This window comes from Paenibacillus sonchi, assembly GCF_016772475.1.
In the GTDB taxonomy this organism is placed as follows: Bacteria; Bacillota; Bacilli; order Paenibacillales; family Paenibacillaceae; genus Paenibacillus_AQ; species Paenibacillus_AQ sonchi.
Window position 1 is genome coordinate 4,535,686 of record NZ_CP068595.1, and the last position, 20,326, is coordinate 4,556,011.

Annotated in this window: 21 protein-coding genes and 4 pseudogenes; 21 read left to right on the plus strand and 4 right to left on the minus strand. The window is 51.1% G+C overall.

The genetic code is table 11. The features are described from left to right. Positions 1-71: 71 nt before the first annotated feature. The 3 genes and pseudogenes from JI735_RS20030 to JI735_RS20040 all read left to right on the plus strand — a co-directional run. Positions 72-875: an arsenite methyltransferase gene (locus JI735_RS20030; protein ID WP_039835952.1), complete on the plus strand. Its 804-nt coding sequence runs from the start codon at positions 72-74 to the stop codon at positions 873-875. Positions 876-894: 19 nt separating this feature from the next. Then, positions 895-1,392 carry an arsinothricin resistance N-acetyltransferase ArsN1 family A gene (locus JI735_RS20035; protein ID WP_039835953.1) on the plus strand — a complete coding sequence of 166 codons (498 nt, stop codon included), beginning with the start codon at positions 895-897 and terminating at the stop codon, positions 1,390-1,392. A 126-nt stretch (positions 1,393-1,518) separates the two neighbouring features. Then, positions 1,519-1,902: pseudogene (locus tag JI735_RS20040) on the plus strand (manganese catalase family protein); the annotation flags it as partial. Positions 1,903-2,146: 244 nt separating this feature from the next. Here the strand turns inward: JI735_RS20040 and JI735_RS20045 are convergent. Next, positions 2,147-2,446 (minus strand): annotated as a pseudogene (locus JI735_RS20045) (hotdog domain-containing protein); the annotation flags it as partial. A 181-nt stretch (positions 2,447-2,627) separates the two neighbouring features. On the opposite strand from JI735_RS20045, the gene JI735_RS20050 reads away from it, so the two are divergent. The 16 genes and pseudogenes from JI735_RS20050 to gtfA all read left to right on the plus strand — a co-directional run bounded on the left by JI735_RS20050 (position 2,628) and on the right by gtfA (position 17,360). Beyond that, entirely contained in the window at positions 2,628-3,785 is a 1,158-nt protein-coding gene (locus tag JI735_RS20050) for an iron-containing alcohol dehydrogenase (protein WP_039835957.1), read from the plus strand. An 80-nt stretch (positions 3,786-3,865) separates the two neighbouring features. Continuing rightward, positions 3,866-4,729 (plus strand): PrpR N-terminal domain-containing protein, encoded by an 864-nt coding sequence (locus JI735_RS20055; protein ID WP_202676352.1) that lies wholly within the window; start codon positions 3,866-3,868, stop codon positions 4,727-4,729. Continuing rightward, positions 4,678-5,616, plus strand: coding sequence for a helix-turn-helix domain-containing protein (locus JI735_RS20060; protein ID WP_233475978.1), 939 nt, complete (start codon positions 4,678-4,680; stop codon positions 5,614-5,616). Before JI735_RS20055 ends, JI735_RS20060 begins: the two co-directional genes overlap by 52 nt. A gap of 64 nt (positions 5,617-5,680) precedes the next feature. Beyond that, positions 5,681-7,042, plus strand: a complete 1,362-nt coding sequence (locus tag JI735_RS20065) for a four-carbon acid sugar kinase family protein (protein ID WP_039835959.1) — start codon at positions 5,681-5,683, stop codon at positions 7,040-7,042. Then, a complete protein-coding gene (gene pdxA, locus JI735_RS20070; protein ID WP_039835995.1) occupies positions 7,042-8,046 on the plus strand; it encodes a 4-hydroxythreonine-4-phosphate dehydrogenase PdxA in 1,005 nt (334 codons plus the stop codon). Before JI735_RS20065 ends, pdxA begins: the two co-directional genes overlap by 1 nt. A gap of 63 nt (positions 8,047-8,109) precedes the next feature. Next, positions 8,110-9,000 (plus strand): 4-hydroxy-tetrahydrodipicolinate synthase, encoded by an 891-nt coding sequence (dapA, locus tag JI735_RS20075; RefSeq protein ID WP_039835960.1) that lies wholly within the window; start codon positions 8,110-8,112, stop codon positions 8,998-9,000. Between the two features lie 185 nt (positions 9,001-9,185). After that, positions 9,186-10,784 (plus strand): type 2 periplasmic-binding domain-containing protein, encoded by a 1,599-nt coding sequence (locus JI735_RS20080; protein ID WP_039835961.1) that lies wholly within the window; start codon positions 9,186-9,188, stop codon positions 10,782-10,784. 80 nt (positions 10,785-10,864) lie between these two features. Beyond that, on the plus strand, positions 10,865-11,833 hold the full coding sequence (locus JI735_RS20085) for an ABC transporter permease (protein ID WP_233475979.1): 969 nt from the start codon (positions 10,865-10,867) through the stop codon (positions 11,831-11,833). Between the two features lie 15 nt (positions 11,834-11,848). After that, entirely contained in the window at positions 11,849-12,721 is an 873-nt protein-coding gene (locus JI735_RS20090; RefSeq protein ID WP_039835963.1) for a carbohydrate ABC transporter permease, read from the plus strand. Positions 12,722-12,789: 68 nt separating this feature from the next. Continuing rightward, complete coding sequence (locus JI735_RS37395; RefSeq protein ID WP_202676354.1) at positions 12,790-13,239, plus strand: exo-alpha-sialidase; 450 nt, start codon at positions 12,790-12,792, stop codon at positions 13,237-13,239. Continuing rightward, positions 13,239-13,916, plus strand: coding sequence for an exo-alpha-sialidase (locus JI735_RS37400; RefSeq protein WP_202676355.1), 678 nt, complete (start codon positions 13,239-13,241; stop codon positions 13,914-13,916). The genes JI735_RS37395 and JI735_RS37400 overlap by 1 nt, the downstream gene beginning before the upstream one ends. A gap of 119 nt (positions 13,917-14,035) precedes the next feature. Continuing rightward, positions 14,036-14,356: a cupin domain-containing protein gene (locus tag JI735_RS37405; RefSeq protein ID WP_202676356.1), complete on the plus strand. Its 321-nt coding sequence runs from the start codon at positions 14,036-14,038 to the stop codon at positions 14,354-14,356. Continuing rightward, positions 14,287-14,436, plus strand: a pseudogene (locus tag JI735_RS36085) (hypothetical protein); the annotation flags it as partial. The gene JI735_RS37405 and the pseudogene JI735_RS36085, both read left to right, overlap by 70 nt. Next, positions 14,425-14,883: a helix-turn-helix transcriptional regulator gene (locus JI735_RS20110; protein ID WP_233476500.1), complete on the plus strand. Its 459-nt coding sequence runs from the start codon at positions 14,425-14,427 to the stop codon at positions 14,881-14,883. The pseudogene JI735_RS36085 and the gene JI735_RS20110, both read left to right, overlap by 12 nt. 37 nt (positions 14,884-14,920) lie before the next feature. Further along, the gene (locus JI735_RS20115) at positions 14,921-15,877 is read left to right on the plus strand and encodes a carbohydrate kinase family protein (protein WP_039835965.1); all 957 of its coding nucleotides are present in this window, start codon (positions 14,921-14,923) and stop codon (positions 15,875-15,877) included. Positions 15,878-15,914: 37 nt separating this feature from the next. Beyond that, positions 15,915-17,360, plus strand: coding sequence for a sucrose phosphorylase (gtfA, locus tag JI735_RS20120; protein ID WP_233476501.1), 1,446 nt, complete (start codon positions 15,915-15,917; stop codon positions 17,358-17,360). A 476-nt stretch (positions 17,361-17,836) separates the two neighbouring features. On the opposite strand, the gene JI735_RS20125 is transcribed toward gtfA, so the two are convergent. The 3 genes from JI735_RS20125 to JI735_RS20135 form a co-directional block, all read right to left on the minus strand. Continuing rightward, positions 17,837-18,016, minus strand: coding sequence for a hypothetical protein (locus tag JI735_RS20125; protein WP_039835966.1), 180 nt, complete (start codon positions 18,014-18,016; stop codon positions 17,837-17,839). Between the two features lie 291 nt (positions 18,017-18,307). Further along, positions 18,308-18,901 (minus strand): hypothetical protein, encoded by a 594-nt coding sequence (locus tag JI735_RS20130; protein ID WP_039835967.1) that lies wholly within the window; start codon positions 18,899-18,901, stop codon positions 18,308-18,310. After that, a complete protein-coding gene (locus tag JI735_RS20135) occupies positions 18,886-19,341 on the minus strand; it encodes a MarR family winged helix-turn-helix transcriptional regulator (RefSeq protein WP_202676358.1) in 456 nt (151 codons plus the stop codon). The genes JI735_RS20130 and JI735_RS20135 overlap by 16 nt, the downstream gene beginning before the upstream one ends. A 241-nt stretch (positions 19,342-19,582) precedes the next feature. On the opposite strand from JI735_RS20135, the pseudogene JI735_RS20140 reads away from it, so the two are divergent. Both JI735_RS20140 and JI735_RS20145 read left to right on the plus strand, forming a co-directional pair. Further along, positions 19,583-19,705 (plus strand): annotated as a pseudogene (locus JI735_RS20140) (manganese catalase family protein); the annotation flags it as partial. A gap of 67 nt (positions 19,706-19,772) precedes the next feature. Next, a complete protein-coding gene (locus tag JI735_RS20145) occupies positions 19,773-20,324 on the plus strand; it encodes a PadR family transcriptional regulator (protein ID WP_039835969.1) in 552 nt (183 codons plus the stop codon). Positions 20,325-20,326: the final 2 nt, after the last annotated feature.

Here is a 20,326-nt window from a genome sequence, read left to right on the forward strand (position 1 = left end):
TGAACCATGCTGCTAGTTGAGCAAAGTCGAAAGAAAAATCCAATCATAATCTCTATAAGGAGTGTTTAATCATGAGCAGACTTACAAATGACCAAATCCGTCAGAATGTACGGGGGCGCTATCAAAAGATAGCTGTAAAAAAGGTCGAAGCTGCCTCTTCTTGCTGCGCCCCTGCTGACAGCTGCTGTGATTCACCTGCTGATTTCGATGCCATATCCGCTAAGCTGGGTTATTCCAGCGAGGATTTGGCAGCTGCTCCTGAAGGCGCAAATTTAGGCCTTGGATGCGGTAATCCCCAGGCTATTGCTGAACTGCAGGCGGGTGAACATGTTCTGGACCTCGGGAGCGGCGGCGGATTCGATTGCTTCCTCGCCTCCCGGCAGGTAGGGGAGCAAGGCCATGTTATCGGAGTAGATATGACACCTGAAATGATCAGCCGTGCAAGGGATAACGCCATTAAAGGAAAGTTTAACAACACGGAATTCCGGTTGGGTGAAATTGAACATCTTCCCGTCGCCGACAATTCGGTACATGTCATTATCTCCAACTGTGTGATTAACCTCTCACCGGATAAACAGCAAGTATTCCATGAAGCCTATCGTGTCCTTCGGCCTGGCGGTCGTCTGGCCATCTCTGATATCGTAACAACAGCTGAGCTTCCTCCTGAGATCAAAAATGATCTGGACGAATTATATTCCGGTTGTATCTCCGGAGCTTCTTACATTGCAGATGTAGAATTGATGCTTCAAGAAAGCGGCTTTACGGAAATCAGTATTGAGCCAAAAGACGAATCCAGGACATTCATCAAAGACTGGGTTCCCGGTGCGAACGTTGACCAATACATCGTTTCTGCTGTAATTAAAGCGAGAAAGTAAGTAGTAGGAGGGTGTTCATATGAATACTACATTAATTGTCCGTCAGGCGACTTTAAAGGATATCGAAAGCATCCTTCGTATCTACAATCAGGGGATTGAGGACCGGATCGCTACACTCGAAATGGAGACGAAGGATTTTTCTTATATGAAAGCATGGTTTAAAGATCACCATGGCCGCTTTAGCGTTTTGGTGGCTGAAAAAGAAGGTGAAGTGATTGGTTGGGCCTCCTTGAATCCATACTCCCACCGCTGTGCTTATAATGGGGTCGCTGATCTCTCGGTTTATATTGATCGCGGCTTTCGTGGGCAGGGTGTAGGGAGCTCTCTCTTGGAGTCTTTACACAAGGTCGCAAAGGAAAATAGCTTTTATAAAATCGTTCTCTTTACTTTTCCATTTAACCAGAGCGGCCAGGGATTATATCAGAAAATGGGTTATCGACAGGTTGGTGTTTTTGAGAAACAGGGGATTATGGATGGAGAGTTTATTGATGTAATGATTATGGAGAAACTTCTTTAAATCAAAATCTAAAAATGTGTTGTTTGTGATTAAAACAAAATGCTCTCGCTAGAAAAAAACATCTCTGACGGGCTTAGTTCCTCGTGAATCTAACCTGTAAAACATAACTGATAACCTCAATGCGCAGAAGAATTCGCCCATTTGGAAATGATTGCCACGATGATATATAAATTAACAAAAGATGCCTCCATCAGCGAGCTTGAAGCCGCCGGACTCGGGCCGAACTATGCACAGCGCGACCATGCGCTATGCTACCAGAATTCGGCAGGTGTGCCATGGACAGCAACGTATATCCAGGCCAAGGGTGATCCGCTGGCTGACCTCTACGAGGACATCGCTGCCGAAGAAAAGGCCCGGGCTACATACCAGTGGCTGATCGATATGACCGATGACATAGACCTGCAGGACAGCCTGAAGTTCCTGCGGGAGCGTGAGATTGTACATGCGCTGCGGTTCAAGGAATCGGTGCAGATTATTATTGATGAGCGGGAGCAGAAGCGGGTGTTCTGACAAAGAGATATACACAAATTAAATAGATAGTTTGTAAGAAGAGCCACAGGGGCAGCATCTGCGGCTCTTCTTACATTTCCCGCGAATTACATACAATCTGGCTCTGGTTAGTTCAACAGGGGCTGAATAAACAAGTCCCTATCGATCATTTTTCGGAATGGGCTTCTCCTGTAATCTTCCGCAATATAATTCACCGTTACTTGTGGTATGGTTTCGCACGATTGATTTTCAACTATCTTTCCCTTTAGTTGAATGCCTCAATAGAATTAAATGCAAACATTATTTCTGCTTCACAAACCATTTCATTGTTTACCATTGCGATGCCTGTTCCTTTGACAATCTGTCCCTTGGTTCGGGTCACTTCGAATTCAAGATGGAGCTGATCCCCTGGTTTTACTTGCTTTTTGAACCGACAATTATCAATACCAGTCAGTAACCCTATCGTATGGTTATTTCTCTCTACATTGGACATAGCAATACCACCCACCTGTGCCAGTGCTTCTACAATCAAGACTCCAGGCATGACAGGATAATCGGGGAAATTATCAAGTCGACCCGCGACTGGGCCTTGGACCACGGTTTTAATATAATAATCGTTGCATAAAACAACATTATTTTATTTTGCATCAACAAAAATCAATTAACTGTTGTAATAAAGCAACGCTATGCTATACTGAATACGATAATTGATGTATCAAGACGTTCAGAGGAGAGGAGAAGATAAGATGGAACAGTATTTTTTTCAAACGGCTCGCAGCATTATCGCGGGCTGCGGTTCCTTAGAGCGGATTGTGGAGCATTTGCAAAAGCTAGGGTCTTTAGAATCGGTGCTGCTTGTATCCCAGCCCTTTCTTCAAAGCAGCGGCACGCTGGACGAAGTTACAAATCTCTTGAAGAGCGGCGGTATCGCCGTGTACTGGAATACCGATGTTCAGCCTGAACCGACCATCGCCCAACTGGAAGAGCTCTACAGCGCAATAGCCGAAGTTCCCTGCGATGCAATTATCGGTATCGGCGGAGGCAGTGTGCTGGATGTTGTAAAGCTGCTGTCTGTCATGAAAACCAATAGCCTCTCTGTCCGGGAAATGCTGGGGACTGATCTGATTCCGAATCCGGGCATTCCGACGGTACTGATCCCCACCACCTCGGGAACGGGCTCGGAAGTGACACCGAACGCCATTGTGACTTTACCGGAGGAAGAGCTGAAGATAGGCGTTGTCAGCCGCTACTTGCTGCCTGCGCTTGTTATTTTGGACCCGCTGTTGACGCTTGGTTTGCCGCCTGATATTACGGCTTCAACGGGAATGGATGCCTATACCCACGCGCTGGAATCGTTTATTTCCAACAAGGCCAACCGGTTCAGCGACATGTTCGCGCTTGAATCCATCCGCAACATTTCTGCAGGCATGCTGCAGGCCTATCACCACGGAAACGACAGAAAAGCGCGGGAGGATATGCTGATTGGTTCCATGTACGGCGGAATGGCACTGACCTGCGCCGGAACGGCGGCTGTGCATGCCTTGGCTTATCCGATCGGCGGGAAATTTCATGTACCTCACGGAGTTGCCAATTCCATGCTTTTACCGCATGTGATGGAATTTAATTTTGATGTTATTGTGGAACGGCTGGCTCTTGTTGCCGGAGCGATGGGACTTCAGACGGGAGCGGGAAGACAGCGCGATGCCGAGCAGGTGATTGAGCAGATCCGGCTGTGGACGCGGGAGATGAGCATTCCTCAGGATTTGACGCTCTTCGGAGCTGCGCGCGAGGATATTCCCGAGCTTTCGCTCGCGGCTTCGCAGGTTACCCGGCTGATGGGCAACAATCCGAAGGCAATGACGCTGGATGATATCGGGGCGGTATACGGCAAGCTGTTTCATTAAGAACTGCGGGAACTGTTTAATACTGCCTAAAGAGCAACGGCTGGGTTATAATGGCATTAAAAACAAGGATGAATAGTTACATGAAAATTAAAACAATCGTCATTGCTCCTTACCCGGGGTTATCCGAATTAACGCTAAGTTTGCAGAATGAGCTGCTGGAGTTTGAAATTGTAGTGGAGCATGGAGATCTGTCGAGGGTGCTGCCGCTGATCGGCCGCATTCACACAGAGGGTTACGATGTCATTATCAGCAGAGGCGGGACGGCAAAGCTGCTGCAAAAACATTCCTACCTGCCGGTTGTAGAAATTCCCATTTCCGGATTCGACATATTGCGGATCCTGACGCTGGTAAAAGGATATAGCGCCAAATGTGAAATGATCGGATTTCCCAATATCATCGAAGGCTTTATGTCCGTGTCCAGCTTGATGGAGGTCGATATTTCATACACGGTTATCCATCAGGAGCAGGAAGTCGGCGCTGCCCTGGCGGACGCCAAGGCGAGGGGCATTCAGGTCGTCATTGGCGACAGCATTACGGTCAAAATGGCGGCAGAGAACGGTCTGCAGGGCGTGTTAATCACCTCCGGCAAAGAGTCTTTAATGGAAGCGTTCTCGCGGGCAGGACAGCTCTATAAATCGGCCGAGAAGCTGAAGATAAAAAATGAAATGTACGAGGCAATGCTGGGCAAGCTGCAGGGCGGATATGCGGTAGCGGACCAAGGCGGCAAGCTGGAGTTCGCCAACCCTTTGTTCAAGCATCTGCTGAAGCTTCCTGAAACGGCAGATACGCTCTATACCATGTACCCGGGACTGCGCGAAATGTTCAGGGATGCCGGCCGGGGGCAGACTTTGACCGGGCGACATCCGTTTATGAGCCTGAGCAGGGTTTGTATTTGCGGGCGCAATTGCTGCCTGCCGCGGATGAACGCCGGCTGTATATGCTGACCGCATCGGAGGAAGAGCCGGAACACAGCGGTCTTGCGGCCAGTTACCTTCTGGCGGAAGCCCCCTTTTTCTCCCATCAGGAAGAAGACGGGCAGAAGACGGACTTTCAGGCTTATCCCATAGCCGTATACGGGGAAAAAGGCAGCGGCCGCAAGCGTTACGTCATCAACGCCGCCCTCTCCGAATCAAGGGACGGCATCCTGTACCTCAATATCCGCAGGTCGTCGGAAGAGGTGCTGAAGGCCATGATGGAGCTGATGCTGTACGGCGGCGGGCGTGTAACCGCCATAGAAGGGGCGGAGATGCTGTCTGCCAAGCAACAGCGGGAGCTGGCTGAGTTCATTATCAAACGCAAGATGAAGACGGTGTTTCTGTTTGACAGGGACCCGGGGGTGCTCGCTGAGGAGGAACGGCTGGCTGGTAAGCTGCTGCGCAGCTTTCAGAACCGGAGAATCTCGCTTCCGGCCCTGCGGGATACGCCATGGCTGGAACGCAGCATCCGCGCCTGCCTGATCTGGACGAACGAACGCCAGGGCAAGCAGATTGCCGGTATCCGGGGGGAAGTGATGGATGCGCTTCTCGCACATCCGTGGCAAGGTAATTTTACCGAACTGAGCGCGGTAATGGAGCTCTTTGTATCAGCGGCGGAGGGACCGTTCATTGAACGGGAAGCACTGGCGATGCTGGAGGAAGGAAGCCGGAAAGCCCGCAGCGGATTGGCCCCGGCGCCCGGCAGGGAAGGACTGAACCTGCGTCAGCCGCTGGAGGACATTGAGCGGGACATCATCCGGACCGTGCTGGAGCAGGAGGGCATGAACCAGTCGCTGGCTGCCAAGCGGCTTGGCATCAACCGCTCGACCCTGTGGCGCAAATTAAAAGAAGACTGACAGGGCGGCTGAACAGCGTTCTGCCGTACTTGTATGATTGCTGTTGTATGGAGGGGGTTAGAAAATGAACTTCGCCGTCATCGCAGATGACTTGACCGGGGCGAACGATACAGGGGTGCAAATGGCCCGTCAGGGTTTGAACACTTCTGTACTGCTTGAGCTGAAGACGGGCGGGGGGAAACAGGAGGCTGTTGTGTTTGATACCGACAGCCGCTCTCTTCCTCCCCTGGAGGCTTATCAGAAAGTCAAGGATGTATGCCTGTTTCTGGGGCGCCGCGGAGAAGCTTCCTCTCCTGTCATCTACAAAAAGTTTGATTCCACGCTGCGCGGAAATATCGGCAGTGAGCTGGACGCCGTCTATGAGACGCTGCAGCCTGATTTTGTTGTCATCGCCCCTTCTTTTCCAAGGGTCGGGCGCACGCTGGAGGACGGAATTGTGTATGTGAACGGGATGCCGCTGCACGAGACAGAGATGGCTTGTGATCCCAAGCATCCGGCAACGGAATCGGCCTTCTCTGCCATTCTTGAGCGGCAAAGCCGATATCCGGCAGCCCTTATTTCGCTGGAACAGCTGAGAGGGGAGCGTGCTGCGCTTGATGAACTGATTGCTGGGTACCGCCAGTCAGGCATTCCCTATCTGGTGTTCGACGCGGAGCGGGAAGAGGATCTGGCCTTGATCGCTTCTTTGTTTCCCGAAGGACCGGGAAGTCCGAATGTAGTATGGGCCGGGTCAGCGGGCTTGGCAGGCGCCCTGACAGCGCAGATTCTCCGCAGCCTGAGAGAAGCCCCGGAGCAAGCGGGTGTTGTACTAAATAAGTCAGGCAAGAAACAGGCAACATCCTGCAATAATGTCGTGTATTACGATACGAATTGTGTACTTATTGTCGTCGGCAGCGTCAACCCGTGGTCCCGCCGCCAGCTAACCGAACTGGTGAAGGAGGACAGCGTTTCTGCTATCGTCGTTGAGTCGGATAAGCTGCTCTTCCCAAGATCATGCGAGATGGAATTGAACCGGGTCCGCGAGCTTGTAACCGGCATCATCTCCCGGGAGGGGAAGCATGTGGCACTCTATACGTCGGGCGATCCTGACGAGGTCGAACGGGTCCGCGAGCTTGGGCGCGCCAGCGGCCTGAGCGCTACGGAAGTGGGCAAGCGCATCAGCGCCGCGCTTGGCCGGGTGGCTGCTGATATTATCGCCGAATGCGGAATCCGCCATATGGTGCTGACCGGAGGCGATACCGCGAAGCAGGTCTGCCGCCATTTAAGCGATGTGGAGATCAAGCTCATTGATGAGGTGGAGAACGGAGTCCCGCTCGGGCGGACGCCGGGCGAATCCGGCAGATATATTATTACGAAAGCGGGGGCTTTCGGAAGCGATCAGGTACTGGTTCGCTCCGTGAAGGCTCTGCAGAAAGGTGTGACATGATGAAGCCGATTATTGCCATTACTATGGGGGACGCGGCCGGTATTGGGCCTGAGGTTATTGTGAAAGCGTTATCGCACCCTGATGTTTACGAGATGTGCCGGCCGGTTGTCATCGGCGATGCCGGAACACTGAAGCGGGCAGCCGCCGTCACCGGCCGGAGTGAAATGGAAATTCACCCGGTAGCGGGAGTCGCGGAGGCGCTTTTCCAGCAAGGCATCATTGATTGCATCAACCTGAATCTTCTGCCGGACACTGTGCCTTTCGGGCAATTGTCCGCTGCGGCGGGAAATGCGGCGTTCCATTATATTGCCAAGGCCGTTGAGCTGGCTAAGGCCGGTGAAGTCCTGGCAATCTGTACCGCGCCGCTGAATAAGGAAGCGCTGCACAAGGGGGGGCATCTCTATCCCGGCCATACCGAAATTTTGGCCAAGCTGACGGAAACGGAAGATTTCTCGATGATGCTGTCCACTGGCCGGCTCAAGGTTATTCACCTGACGACCCATGTCGGGCTGATCAAGGCAGTGGAGATGATTACGCCAGAGCGGACGTACAATGTGCTGAAGCTCGCGGATCAGGTGCTCAGAACAGCAGGAAATGAGCATCCGCGCATCGCCCTGTGCGGCATCAATCCCCATGCAGGGGAGAATGGCTTGTTCGGAAACGGGGAGGAAGAAGAGAAGCTGCTTCCGGCCGTAGAGAAAGCGCGGGCGGAAGGGATGGAAGTATACGGTCCCGCTCCGGCGGACACTCTCTTTTATAGGGCCATGCGGGGAGACTTTGATATCGTCGTCGCCTGCTACCACGACCAGGGGCATACGCCGATCAAGGTGCTTGGCATTGAAGCCGGCGTCAATATCACCGTTGGCCTGAAGGGCGGCATCATCCGTACCTCCGTTGATCACGGCACAGCTTTTGACATCGCCGGAAAGGGCATTGCGGATGAACAAAGCATGCTGGCGGCGCTCCGCTCCGCTGTCGAGCTGGCACCGCAGCAGGCAGTTTAAGCGTAATCCTTGGGACACACAAAAACTCTAATATTTTGAAATAACAGGGAAGGGCTGAGGATAATGCTTGAAGTGAAGGGAATTATACCTGCAATGGTCACTCCGCTGGATCAGCGGGAGGAAATCGACGAGAAGGCGCTGCGGCAGATGGTGAACCGTTATATTGACGCCGGAGTGCACGGACTTTTTTGCCTGGGAACCAATGGCGAATTCTTTAATCTTTCTTTTGAAGAAAAGCTGAAAGTAGCGCAAATCGTCATCCAAGAGGCGCGCGGCCGCGTGCCTGTGTATGCCGGGGCAGGCTGTGCCGGAACGGGCGAGACCCGCCGCCTTGCGCAAAGACTGGAGCAGGCGGGAGCGGATGCGCTTTCCGTGATTACGCCCTATTTTCTGACCTACACGCAGCCGGAACTGCAATACCACTTTGAAGCCGTAGCGGGAGATACATCGCTGCCCCTCGTGCTGTACACGATTCCGGCCCGTACAGGCAACACGCTCAGCGTGCAGACTGTGGCCAAGCTGGCGGAATTGCCGAATGTGGTTGGCATCAAGGACAGCAGCGGCAGCTTCGATAACATTCTGCAATTAATCGACCACACACCGGAATCCTTCTCCGTGCTTGCCGGAACCGATTCGCTGATCTTGTCCACACTCATGGCAGGAGGCACCGGGGCTATTGCAGCAACGGCTAATATTTTTCCGTCTACGGTGGTGGCGATTTATGAGCATTGGCGTTGCGGTGAATATGAGCAGGCAGAGCAGGCACAGCGCGTCCTCCGTGATTTGCGGGCAGCCTTCGCGCTTGGCACCCTGCCTTCCGTGCTGAAAGCTGTACTGGACGAAATCGGCTTGCCGGCAGGCCCGGCCCGGCGGCCTGTGGCTTCGTTGACACCTCAGGCGCTGGAGGAAGTGCGCCGGATGGTGGCCGGTTATGCGGAGAGAGGATTGCTGTAAAAAATTTTTGCCAACCCTATTGCAAATTGCAACTCATTTTTAAAATGAGTAGCACAAAAAAGATTTTGTGCACAATTTTACATGAGTTATAGCTATTTTTGCATTAATATTAGTCTTGGGTTGTGAGATACTAGTCATAAAGACACTCCTAGTAATTCAAATTACACTATGAGGGGGAACAAATAATGAGAAAAAAGAAAGCGTTTTATTTAGTCTTTGCCGCTCTGCTTGCGTCAGGGTCCGTGCTTGCCGGCTGCTCACAAAATGCAAAAACGAACACCGCCAACACCGCCAACACCGCCAACACTACCAACAGCGGAAACGGGGGTACGGAAGGAGGCAGCAGCTTTTCTTATTTGATGCATGATAAATTTATTAACTGGCTCAAGGAGGACAAGTGGTATCCTTACGTGGAAAAGGCAACGGGCACGACAGTCGAATTTGTTCCCGGCGGCTCCAACGACGATGAGTACTACGCTTCCGTTGACCAGAAAATTATTAGCGGCACCTTCCCTGATTCAGGCATCGTTTCCGCTTCGCAGGCTACCGTATACGGCGCCCAAGGCGCGTTTGTCGATCTGGCTCCTTATATTGATAAATTCGGCCCAAATATCAAGAGTTATATTGAAAAGAACCCAACCTATAAAACCATGATTACCGATAAAGAAGGACATATCTATGGACTGGTTGCCGAGGCTCCACGTTTTGCAGACTTCATCTTCTACCGCGCTGACCATTTTGAGAAGGCCGGCATTACCAAGGCGCCGCAGACGATTGACGAGCTGACCGATGCGATGCGCAAATTGAAAGCGTATTACGGCAAGGATAATAAAAACTACTATCCGATGGTCGGCCGTGAACACTATTTCCGCTTCCAGAGCGCATTCAATGCAGCCGCGAACTTCGATGACGGCATATCCAAAGGTATATACGCCAACGGTAAAACAGGCACTGACCTGTATTCCGACGGGTACAAGAAAATGGTGGAGTGGTATAAAACACTCTATAGTGAAGGCTTGATCGATCCTGAATGGGTGGCAGGTTCCGGCACGGAGGAAAGCTGGGAATCGAAAATGCTGACAGGACAAGGCTCCATCAGCTATGACCACCTGACCCGTCCATCGTGGTTCATGGATAACGGAGGACCGGAGAACGATCCGGACTATAATATTGCCATCCTGCCTTATCTGAAAGACCTGAACGGCAAACCTTCCGTGCAGACAACAGAAACCCAGTACAACACCTTAAGAGCGATGGTTGTTAACAAAGACAGTAAAGACAAGGCGGAAACGATTATTAAATTCCTGGATTACCTCTATTCCGACAAAGGCCAGACGCTTGTTTCATGGGGCGTTGAAGGAGAAAGCTATAAAGTAGAGGGCGGAAATAAGCAGTACATCGTGGACTTCTCGGAGCAGGAAGCAACGCCTGCCGGAGAGCCGCGCTGGTCTTTCCTCAACGACCGTCTCACATTCGTCAAGCCGGTAGACAACGACGCGTTCTACTCCTGGAACACCGAGCTTGTACGCAATGCCGCACATGAGCTGTTCACAGACGAAAATTTGAAAACCGGCGTAACGGTGACGTACACGGCTGATCAGGCCAAACAATTGGCTGACCTTTCCGCCAAGGTCAATGAGGCTGTTACCTCACTAGTGACGGAATTCGTCAACGGCAAACGCCCAATGAGTGAATGGAACACCTTCCTCGGCGAAATGGAAAAGGCAGGGTACAAGAAGGTTGTAGCCCTCCAGCAAGAAGCTTACGACGCAATGTATAAATAAACAGCAGTGCCGGCCGCGCCATCCTCCCAAGGGACGGCGTGGCTCCTAAATACAAGGTACAAATACAGAGCAAATGGGTGGTGGAGAAAGTGATAACAAGTGAACGAATGACGCCTCTTCCCCAAAAAACGAGGATACGCCGTTTTCTCGACTATATGAATACCAACAAGCTGCTGCTGCTCATGCTATTGCCCGGTTTGATCAGCCTGGTATTGTTCAAACTGGCTCCGCTGGGCGGCATGATTATCGCTTTTCAAGATTTCAGCGCCTTTCGCGGGGTGCTGGGCAGTCCCTTTGTCGGTCTGGAACATTTTCAACGAATCTTTGAGGACCCGTATATTTGGACCCTTGTCAAAAATACAATCATTCTCGCCTTCTATTCCCTTCTGTTCACGTTTCCCATTCCGATTCTGTTCGCCTTGCTGCTGAACGAGGTGCGGGTCCGCTGGATCAAAGGAAGCGTGCAATCGCTGAGCTTTTTGCCATATTTCATTTCTTCAGCCGTTATGGTCAGCATTCTGTACACGCTGCTCTCGCCTTCCACCGGCCTTGTTAACGATATTCTGGCCCGCTTTGGCCTGGACACGATCTATTTCATGGCTGAACCGGGATGGTTCCGCAGCAACTATGTGCTGCTTCAGGTATGGCAGACCTTCGGCTATTCGGCAATCGTGTATATTGCTGCGATGGCGGCTATTGATCCATCCGTCTATGAGTCGGCTTCGCTGGACGGCGCCAGCCGCTTTCAGCAAATGCTTCACATCACGCTGCCTTCCCTTAAGCCGACGATTGCCATCATGCTGATTATCAGCGTCGGCAACATTTTTACGGTTGATCTGGACCGGATTCTGCTCATGTACAATCAAAGCGTCTATGAGACGGCCGACGTCATTCAGACTTATGTATACCGCCTGGCTTTCGCCAGCACGGGATTCCCGGAATACAGCTACGGCACGGCAGTCAATCTGCTGAAATCCGTTGTCGCCTACATTCTGGTTGTTGGTACCAACAAGCTGTCTACTAAATATTCGGATACGCGGCTATTCTGAGAAAGGAGAAGGATAATGAGAACGAAGATCAGTCTGTTCGACATCTGCAACAATATTTTTCTGCTAATGATCGCTCTTGTCTGCACGTATCCTTTCCTGTATATATTCTTTCTTTCCATCAGTGACGGAAGAAGCATCGCCTCAGGGGACGTCGCGTTTTTTCCGAAGAACGTTAACTTTGAAGCCTATCAATATATTTTGACGAATTCGAGGCTCGGCATTTTCCGGGGGCTGCTGAATTCGGGCATCTATACGGTGGTCGGCACGGTTGTTGCGCTTCTGCTGACGTATATGACGGCTTATGTATTGTCCCGCAGGCAGATTAAAGGCCGCTTTCTGATTATGAGCCTGTTCGTATTCAGCTGGGTATTTGAAGCGGGAATTATTCCGGCCTATATCGTCCTGAACAAGCTTGGTTTTGTGGACAACTGGCTGGTGATGATCATTCCCAATGCGATCAATGTGCAGTTTCTGATTATTACAAAAACATTCCTGGACGGCCTGCCGGTTGAGCTTGAGGAAGCTGCCAAAATCGACGGCGCCAACGATTTCCAGATTATGAGCCGCGTCTTTCTCGCCATTTCCAAACCGATTCTGGCCACTATCGGCGTCTTCTACGCCGTGTTTATCTGGAACCAGTATCTGATGCCGCTTATTTATCTGCAAAATCCCAACTTGCAGACGATTCAGGTTATGCTGAAAAAACTTGTCATCAGTTCGGGCGATTCTAATACGGCTTTCCGCACGATTATCCAGAACGGCATTATGCTGAATCCCGGCAACCTGAAGGCTGCGGCTATCTTCGTAGCGATGGTGCCCATCGTGCTGGTCTATCCGTTTGTGCAGAAGTACTTCAAGAAGGGGATTCTGCTCGGTTCCGTGAAGTAAGCTCGTCTTGCCTGCAAGGAACCGCTCGGCCATTTCCTGACAATTTGTTAAAATAAGGAGCGAACATTATGTTAAATCATCCGATACTCGAATTAAACGACCTTACGGAAGACGGAAAGCTGTATTTCAACCGCCGCCTCGGACTGGTGGAATCCCTTTTGCCCTGCGATCTCGAATCAAGCCATGCCTGCGACCTGCAGGAGCTGCCTAATGGCGATTTGCTCTGCGTCTGGTTTGCCGGCTCGGATGAAGGCAACTCGGATGTCAGCATCGTGATGTCCCGTTTGAACGCCGGTTCGGACGCCTGGACGCCCGCTGTGAGAATTTCCGACGACAACGGCTTCAGTGAGCAAAACCCGTCCTTGTTTCTTCATCCGAACGGCGAATTGTGGGTCGTTTACACTGCCCAGCGGGCCCGTACGGGCGACGAGTCGCCGGAGTTCAACCTGCAGTACACCTCCAAGATTTACCGCAAAGTTTCCAGGGACAACGGGGAGACCTGGGGAAGGCGGAGGTGATGTTTCCGCGTGAAGGCTCGTTCTGCCGCCAGAAAATCCAGATTCTCTCCAGCGGAAGATGGATCTTTGAGAACTGGATCTGCTTCAATGACGACACCCGCAACGGCAGCGACATTACGGTCATGAACATCTCCGACGATGAAGGCGCCACGTGGCGCAATGTCGAGGTTCCCGGCAGCCGCGGCCGCGTGCACTGCAACGTGATCGAGATGGCGCCCGGGAAGCTGATCGGGCTCTTCCGCAGCCGCTCAGCGGACAATATTTATTTTGCAAAATCGGACGACAACGGGGAGACCTGGACGGAACCGGTGCGCACCGAGCTGCCGAACAACAACTCCAGCATTTCCGCCATTAAGCTTGCGAGCGGCAAGCTCGCCGTCATCTACAATGATTTGCGCTTCAACGACAAGCCTGATATTACCGTCTGGCCGTTTGAACGCTGCCCTGTTACTGTAGCCATTTCAGAGGACGAGGGCAGAACGTGGCCTTACCGCCGCCATGTGGAGACAGGTGAAGGCTTCAGCGGCCACAAAAACTTAATCCGCAACCGCCGGTACGAGTATCCATGCATGATGCAGGCTGCGGACGGAAGTCTGCATGCAGCCTATTCCTTCGGCAACCGCCGCACGATGAAGTTTGTCTCCTTCACGGAGCAGTGGGTTACCGGTGCCGAATAACCGGACTGCTGCCGGGCTGAGCCCCTTTTTGGGGCTTTTTTTGATCGGTTGACAAAGAAAAAACGGTGCGGTACAGTGAGAAACCTAAATTACGGCAACTTTTTTGGGGTGAAGCAGCAATGAAAGATCATATTGTACAGCATTTTTACACACCGACAAAAACACAAATGGAGCAGTCCGCCTACATTACCTGGGCCGGTCACCGGAAGTGCGGCAAAGACCATGTCGTAGGCCCCCGTGTCCTGGAAACCTATAAAATGGTGTTTGTCCTCAGCGGCAAAGGTTATTTAACCCAGGGCGATCATGTCAACAAAATGTTGAACCAGGGAGACATTTTTATCCTGCTTCCCGGGAAAAGCATTTTTATTATGCCGACCCGGAAGACCCGTGGGAAATCATGTGGGTCTCCTTCAACGGCCAGCATATTCCCTACTATCTGAGCCTGATGGAGCTGGATATTAATCACTGCTGCCTGACGGGAATTGCGACGCATACCATTATTAATAGAATGCTGCTGCTGATCCAGGAGCTCCCGGAAGCGGGGGACGGGCAGCTGCTGTGCATCAGCTATCTGCTGCATATTTTTCACCTGATTGAGCAGGGCGCGAAGCATTACGGCGAGGCCGGCAAGCGGACAGGCTCCGAAAGCGTGGTGCAGCAGGCCGTTCTTTTTATCGAGCAAAATTATTACATTCATATTGATGTTGATATACTGTGCAAGCATGTCAACTACAGCCGTTCCTACCTTTCCCGTTACTTTAAGCAGATTACCGGTATGTCCATCCCGGAATATATCAGCAAAATCCGTATCCAGAACGCCAAAGTACTGCTACAGAAGACAGACCTCAACATTCAGGAGATTTCGGCTTCCGTCGGCATAACGGATTCCCTCTACTTCTCCAAGCTGTTTAAAAATATAACGGGAACCTCTCCCATGTCCTACAAGAAACACAACCAGGAGCACTGAACCAAAGCCGTATCTATACATGAATGGGGGAATACCCGTGTTTGATTTTGATAATAACGTGGAATTTGAAGAGAAAGACCTGGATCTTTTAACTGTCGGGGAACTGCTGGTGGACATGATACCGGGGGATTACGGCGATTCCTTTGAGAACGGCACGTACCACCGGTATTTCGGAGGCTCGCCGGCCAATATCGCCATGAATACGAAGCGGCTGGGCATCCGTCCGCTTGTGGCATCCACGGTGGGGACGGATGGGCTTGGGCAATTTCTGGTGGAGCATTTGAGAAGAGTTGAGATGGATACAAGCTGCGTACAGCGTGTGGACGAAGCAACCAGCCTGGTGGTCGTCACCAAGAGCAAGTCCACGCCGATCCCGATCTTCTACCGGGGAGCCGATTACCGGTTAGCCTACACAGAGGAATTGCGCACAGCCCTTCTCCGGACGAAGATCGTCCATTTCTCCTGCTGGCCTTTGTCCAGGCAGCCGGCAAGATCGGCGCTGGAGCAAGTGATCCGGGAAGCCCGCCAGAACGGGATTCTCGTCTGCTTTGACCCCAATACCCATCCGGCGCTTTGGGAGAAAGGGGAGGACGGAGTTAAGTATTTACAATCTATTCTTCCCCTTGTCGATATCGCCAAGCCGTCGGAAGACGATGCCGAGCGGCTGTTCGGGAAAGACACCCCGGAGAATCAGATGCAGAAGTTTCTGGATCTGGGCGTGAAGCTGGTCATTCTGACTTTAGGCAAGGACGGCGCGCTCGTCTCCAACGGGCAGGAAACAGTGAAGTTCGATACTCTGGCTACGCAGGTGACAGATACAACAGGGGCAGGAGATGCCTTCTGGTCCGGCTTTTATACGGCGCTCGTCAAGGGGTATCCGGTTCGCAAAGCGCTGGAGTTCGGGCTGGCGGTCAGCGCGTACAAGCTGCAATATACGGGGGCGGTCGTAGAGCTGCCGGTACTTGAGACATTCAAGACGAAGTACCAAATCTAGGGGGGCGAGAGTAGTGGCGATTCACAATCAAGTATAACTGATTACGTATCCCGACTCGCTGGGCGGAAGCCTGCAAACCTTAAACCGTGTGCTGGATGAGCATTTTCCGGATATTTTCAAGGGCGGCATTCATATTCTTCCGCCATTTCCCTCCTCGGGAGACCGCGGATTCGCTCCGCTTACTTATTTTGAGATTGAGCCGGCATTCGGTGCTTGGGAAGACATTAGGGCGATCGGTGCGAAACATGATGTGCTGCTGGATGTGATGGTCAATCATATTTCCCGGCAGTCGGAGTATTTTCAGGATTTGCTGAGGCAGGGAAGATGCTCGCCCTACGCGGATTTATTCCTGACACTCGACAAAATCTGGGCAGGCGGACAGCCCGTTCAAGCCGATATCGACAAAATGTTTCTCCGCCGTCCCTTGCCGTATTCCACGTTCACTATTGAAGAGACGGGTGAAGAAGAGCAGGTGTGGACGACTTTCGGCAAAACCGATCCTTCGGAACAGATTGACCTCGACATTCATTCGGATAAGGTAAAACGTCTGCTGGCCGATATCTTTGAAAATTTCCGTAACAACAACGTCAAGATTGTGCGGCTGGATGCCGTAGGCTACATCATCAAGAAGCTGGGCACGAGCTGCTTCTTCGTGGAGCCTGAAATTTACGGCTTTCTGGACTGGATCAAGGAGGTGGCCGATTCGCTGCATATCGAGCTGCTGCCGGAGGTTCATTCCCACTACAGCATTCAATATAAACTGGCGGAGCACGGTTTTTGGATTTATGATTTCATTCTGCCTTACCGCATTCTCGATACTCTCGTCAATAAAAATGCGGAAGCGCTGAAGGAATACCTGACCACGCGTCCTGCGAAGCAGTTCACGATGCTGGACTGCCATGACGGCATCCCCGTCAAGCCCGATCTCGACGGATTGATCAACACGAAGGAAGCGCGCAGGCTGGTCGATACTTGTCTTGAACGCGGCTCCAATCTGAGCCTTATCGTCTCCGGCGAGCATAAGGCTGAGGACGGGTTCGATGTGCACCAGATCCGCTGCTCCTACTATTCCGTGCTGAACAGCGATGATGACGCTTATCTGGCGGCCCGTGCCATCCAGTTCTTCGCTCCGGGCATCCCGCAGGTGTATTACGTCGGACTTTTGGCCGGAGAGAACGATGAAGAAGGAGTTCGCCGCACAGGAGAAGGGCGGGAAATCAACCGTCATAACTTCAGTATAGACGAGATTGAGCAGGCGCTTGGCAAAAGCGCAGTCCAGCGTCTTCTTGCGCTGATCCGGTTCCGCAACGAATACGGCGCCTTTAACGGCGATTTCCGCGTACTGGAAGCGGCAAGTAATGAGGTCCGGCTGGAGTGGACCAAGGGTGATCTGCGCTGCACACTGCATATTGACCTGAGCACTAACCGGACGGTCATTGATTATGTGGAGACGGAAGGGATGAGTGTTCAGTTTGAGGTGTAAAGAAGGGCTGCCTGCCGCATCCAAACTCTTCATGTAAGTGGCGGTGCAGATTATTATTGATGAGCGGGAGCAGAAGCGGGTGCTCTGACAATGAGGTATACACAAAATAAATAGATAGATTGTTAAGAAGAGCCACAGGAGCAGCATCTGCGGCTCTTCTTACATTTCCTGCGAGTTACATACAAACTGGCTCTGGCTAGTTCAACAGGACTGAATAAACAAGTCCCTATCCATCATTTTTTTCGGGATGGGCTGATGGGCTTCTCCTGTAATCTTCCGCAATATAATTCACCGTTACTTGTGGGATGGTTTAGCACGATTGAGTTTCAACTATCTTTCCCTTTAGTTGAGAAAACGACAGCCGATCTTTTGGTCGGCTGCCCAGAATAACAATTTTGCCGAATGCCCGGCAGATTGACATTTACGATGTAATCGTAATTGCTTTATGCATGTATGAGGAAGCCACTCGAAAAAGGCTATGCGCTCTGGCTTGGTTTCTTGCGTATGCTTGTAAGTTCAAAAGCCTCTTTAGGAATCCCCAGTTCTTGAGCCTTCTTCTTTTTAATCACCATGGCTTGTTGTAAGCTAGTGGCTTGAAATTCAATTGTAATGCCCTGGGGATCCTCAAATGCATAGTAACTTTTTTTATTGGACATAAACTTTAGCGCCTCCTCATCATATATGGCAAATCACCCCAATAGTATGCGTTTTATCATAGAGAACTATGCGAGAAGGCCCGCCTCATAAATCAACAACGAACTCCAGTCACATCTTATGATTCATACAGTTCCCCGCGCTTCAGGGCCAGTTTCTGCCTCTGTCGGCTTCAAAAAGCAAAAACATGCTCTTAATTGTGATATGGTTCTGCGCGCTGTCTGTAACAGCAAGTTTATCTTATAACAATTATCCACTGAACAGTAAGCCTTTAACAGTTCATAGCCTGGAAACTACTTTTTAGCTGTAGTGTTATTCCTAATATCGTTTTTGAGAATTCCGACCTTTGTTAGCTTAAAGCATAATCCCGCAAATACGACACCCAAGCTAAGCCATATTGAGATCCATTTCCCCAAAGTTAAAAATCCCGCCGCATAAGCAGCGACGCTAGTGACAGGATACTTTAGAAGGATCATAATGATGCTCACATTTTCAGACCAATCGAAGACACCAGCCATAAGAGGCAGCCAAACCAGTGTCCGGATTATCCACCGCCTAGAGCTTCGATATAGCGTGCTAACTATAAGAGAGAAGGTAACGGCATACAAGGCGGGAAAGGCAAAATCGAATCCCATTAACAGCTTGATGTAAATGCGGCGTCCCTCAGGCTGCAGCTGTTCAAGCAGCGAGTACACTTCCGTCTTGGAATAGAAAATATGCATGTCGAGTATATCTGCACCTTGGGATACCTCTTGGATTCGGGGTACCGTAATCGGCAAATGAGCGGTATTGATCACGACCATCAAGGTTATGGTCAGGACCAGCAATGGCAATACCGTCTTTAAGGTTCCCCATTTGTTAAGCATGCGGGTTATGGTCTCATGCATTGCTGCTTCGCCCCCTGTTTAGCTTTCCGAAGTGCCAATGCATTGCCTGTGGGTTTCCCTTTTACCTGAATCCACAGAAGTTCCATCAGCTCCTTAACAGGCTGGCCCTCAAGTATAGGCGTCAGAGTGCCATAGAAGCGGTTTTCGATGTCCCTTATTTTTATTGCGCTGTCTCTTCCCTTTTCCGTTAAGGAAAGCTGGACTTTTCTGGAATCCACGGGAGACTGCTTCTGTTCTATAAGTCCCGCTTCCACCATTCGGCTCACCAACCGGCTGGGGCTTCCGGTTTCACAGACCAACAGCTGCCCCACCTCAATAAGTGATAAAGGTTCATGGTCGTAGAGAACCCGCAGCACCTCACTCTGTGAGGTCGTCAGCCCCAACGGCTTTAGAAGCTCCGTAAAAGTACGGCTCCCTTCCCGTTGGGCGGCTAGTATCAAATAACGTAATTCTTCAATAGGATTCAGAGTAAGACCTCCTAACAATAATTCAATGACATGTCATTGATGATATGTCATTGATAATAACACACCCAGATCCCCCCTGCAAGTTGAATCCTTCCAGGAGGGTGCACCTATGACATGCCATTCTGACGAGGCAGCGCAATGAATTTAGCCGCTTGGTCACGTGACGACACGCAGCCATCTCCCCATGCGCCCTGCGATCGGTGCCAATGTTACAAGTGAGCTATTCTATCAGAATTCGGCTGGTGTGCCATGGACTGCAATGTATATCCAGGCCAAGGGTGATCCGCTGGCAGACCTCTACGAGGACATCGCTGCCGAAGAAAAGGCCAGGGCTACGTTATTGAGCTTTTATTACACCTATGTTATATTCCATATGTGAAATACTTAAGATAAGGAGTCTCTCTATGCATACATTGTCGAATGTCGAATTCATGCTCCTGCAAATGATCGCGGAACATCGTCAAGCCTCAGGATACGATATTATGAAGTTAGTCGAGCAGCGGGGTTATAAAGAATGGGCAAATATCGGTACAACTTCGATATATGTGGGATTGAAGAAACTTAGCGATAAAGGTTGGATCTCACCTGAGACATCCGACGAGAAATCCGGCAAGGGGCCAACGCCGACCCGGTTTGCCCTCACCGAAGCGGGTATACGTAAGCTGAGAAATGAAATTCTTGATAGTCTGTCGTCTACACGGGAACGTGACAACCGCTTCGATCTCGGTTTGGCCGCTTTGCCCCATATCGGGAAGGAAGAGGCCGTCATTGCTTTACGGAAACGGCTGGATTTTCTTGGACAAGCCTCGATAAACATAAGACAGAAGTACGAATCACAAGGCGGAGTTAGCTTGCCTCTGAATGTAAGGGCGTTGTTCTTGCATCCATTAGGCTTAATCGAGAGCGAGCAAGCGTTCGTTAGCCGTTTAATACATGAATTATTGGAGGAGGCGTAGAC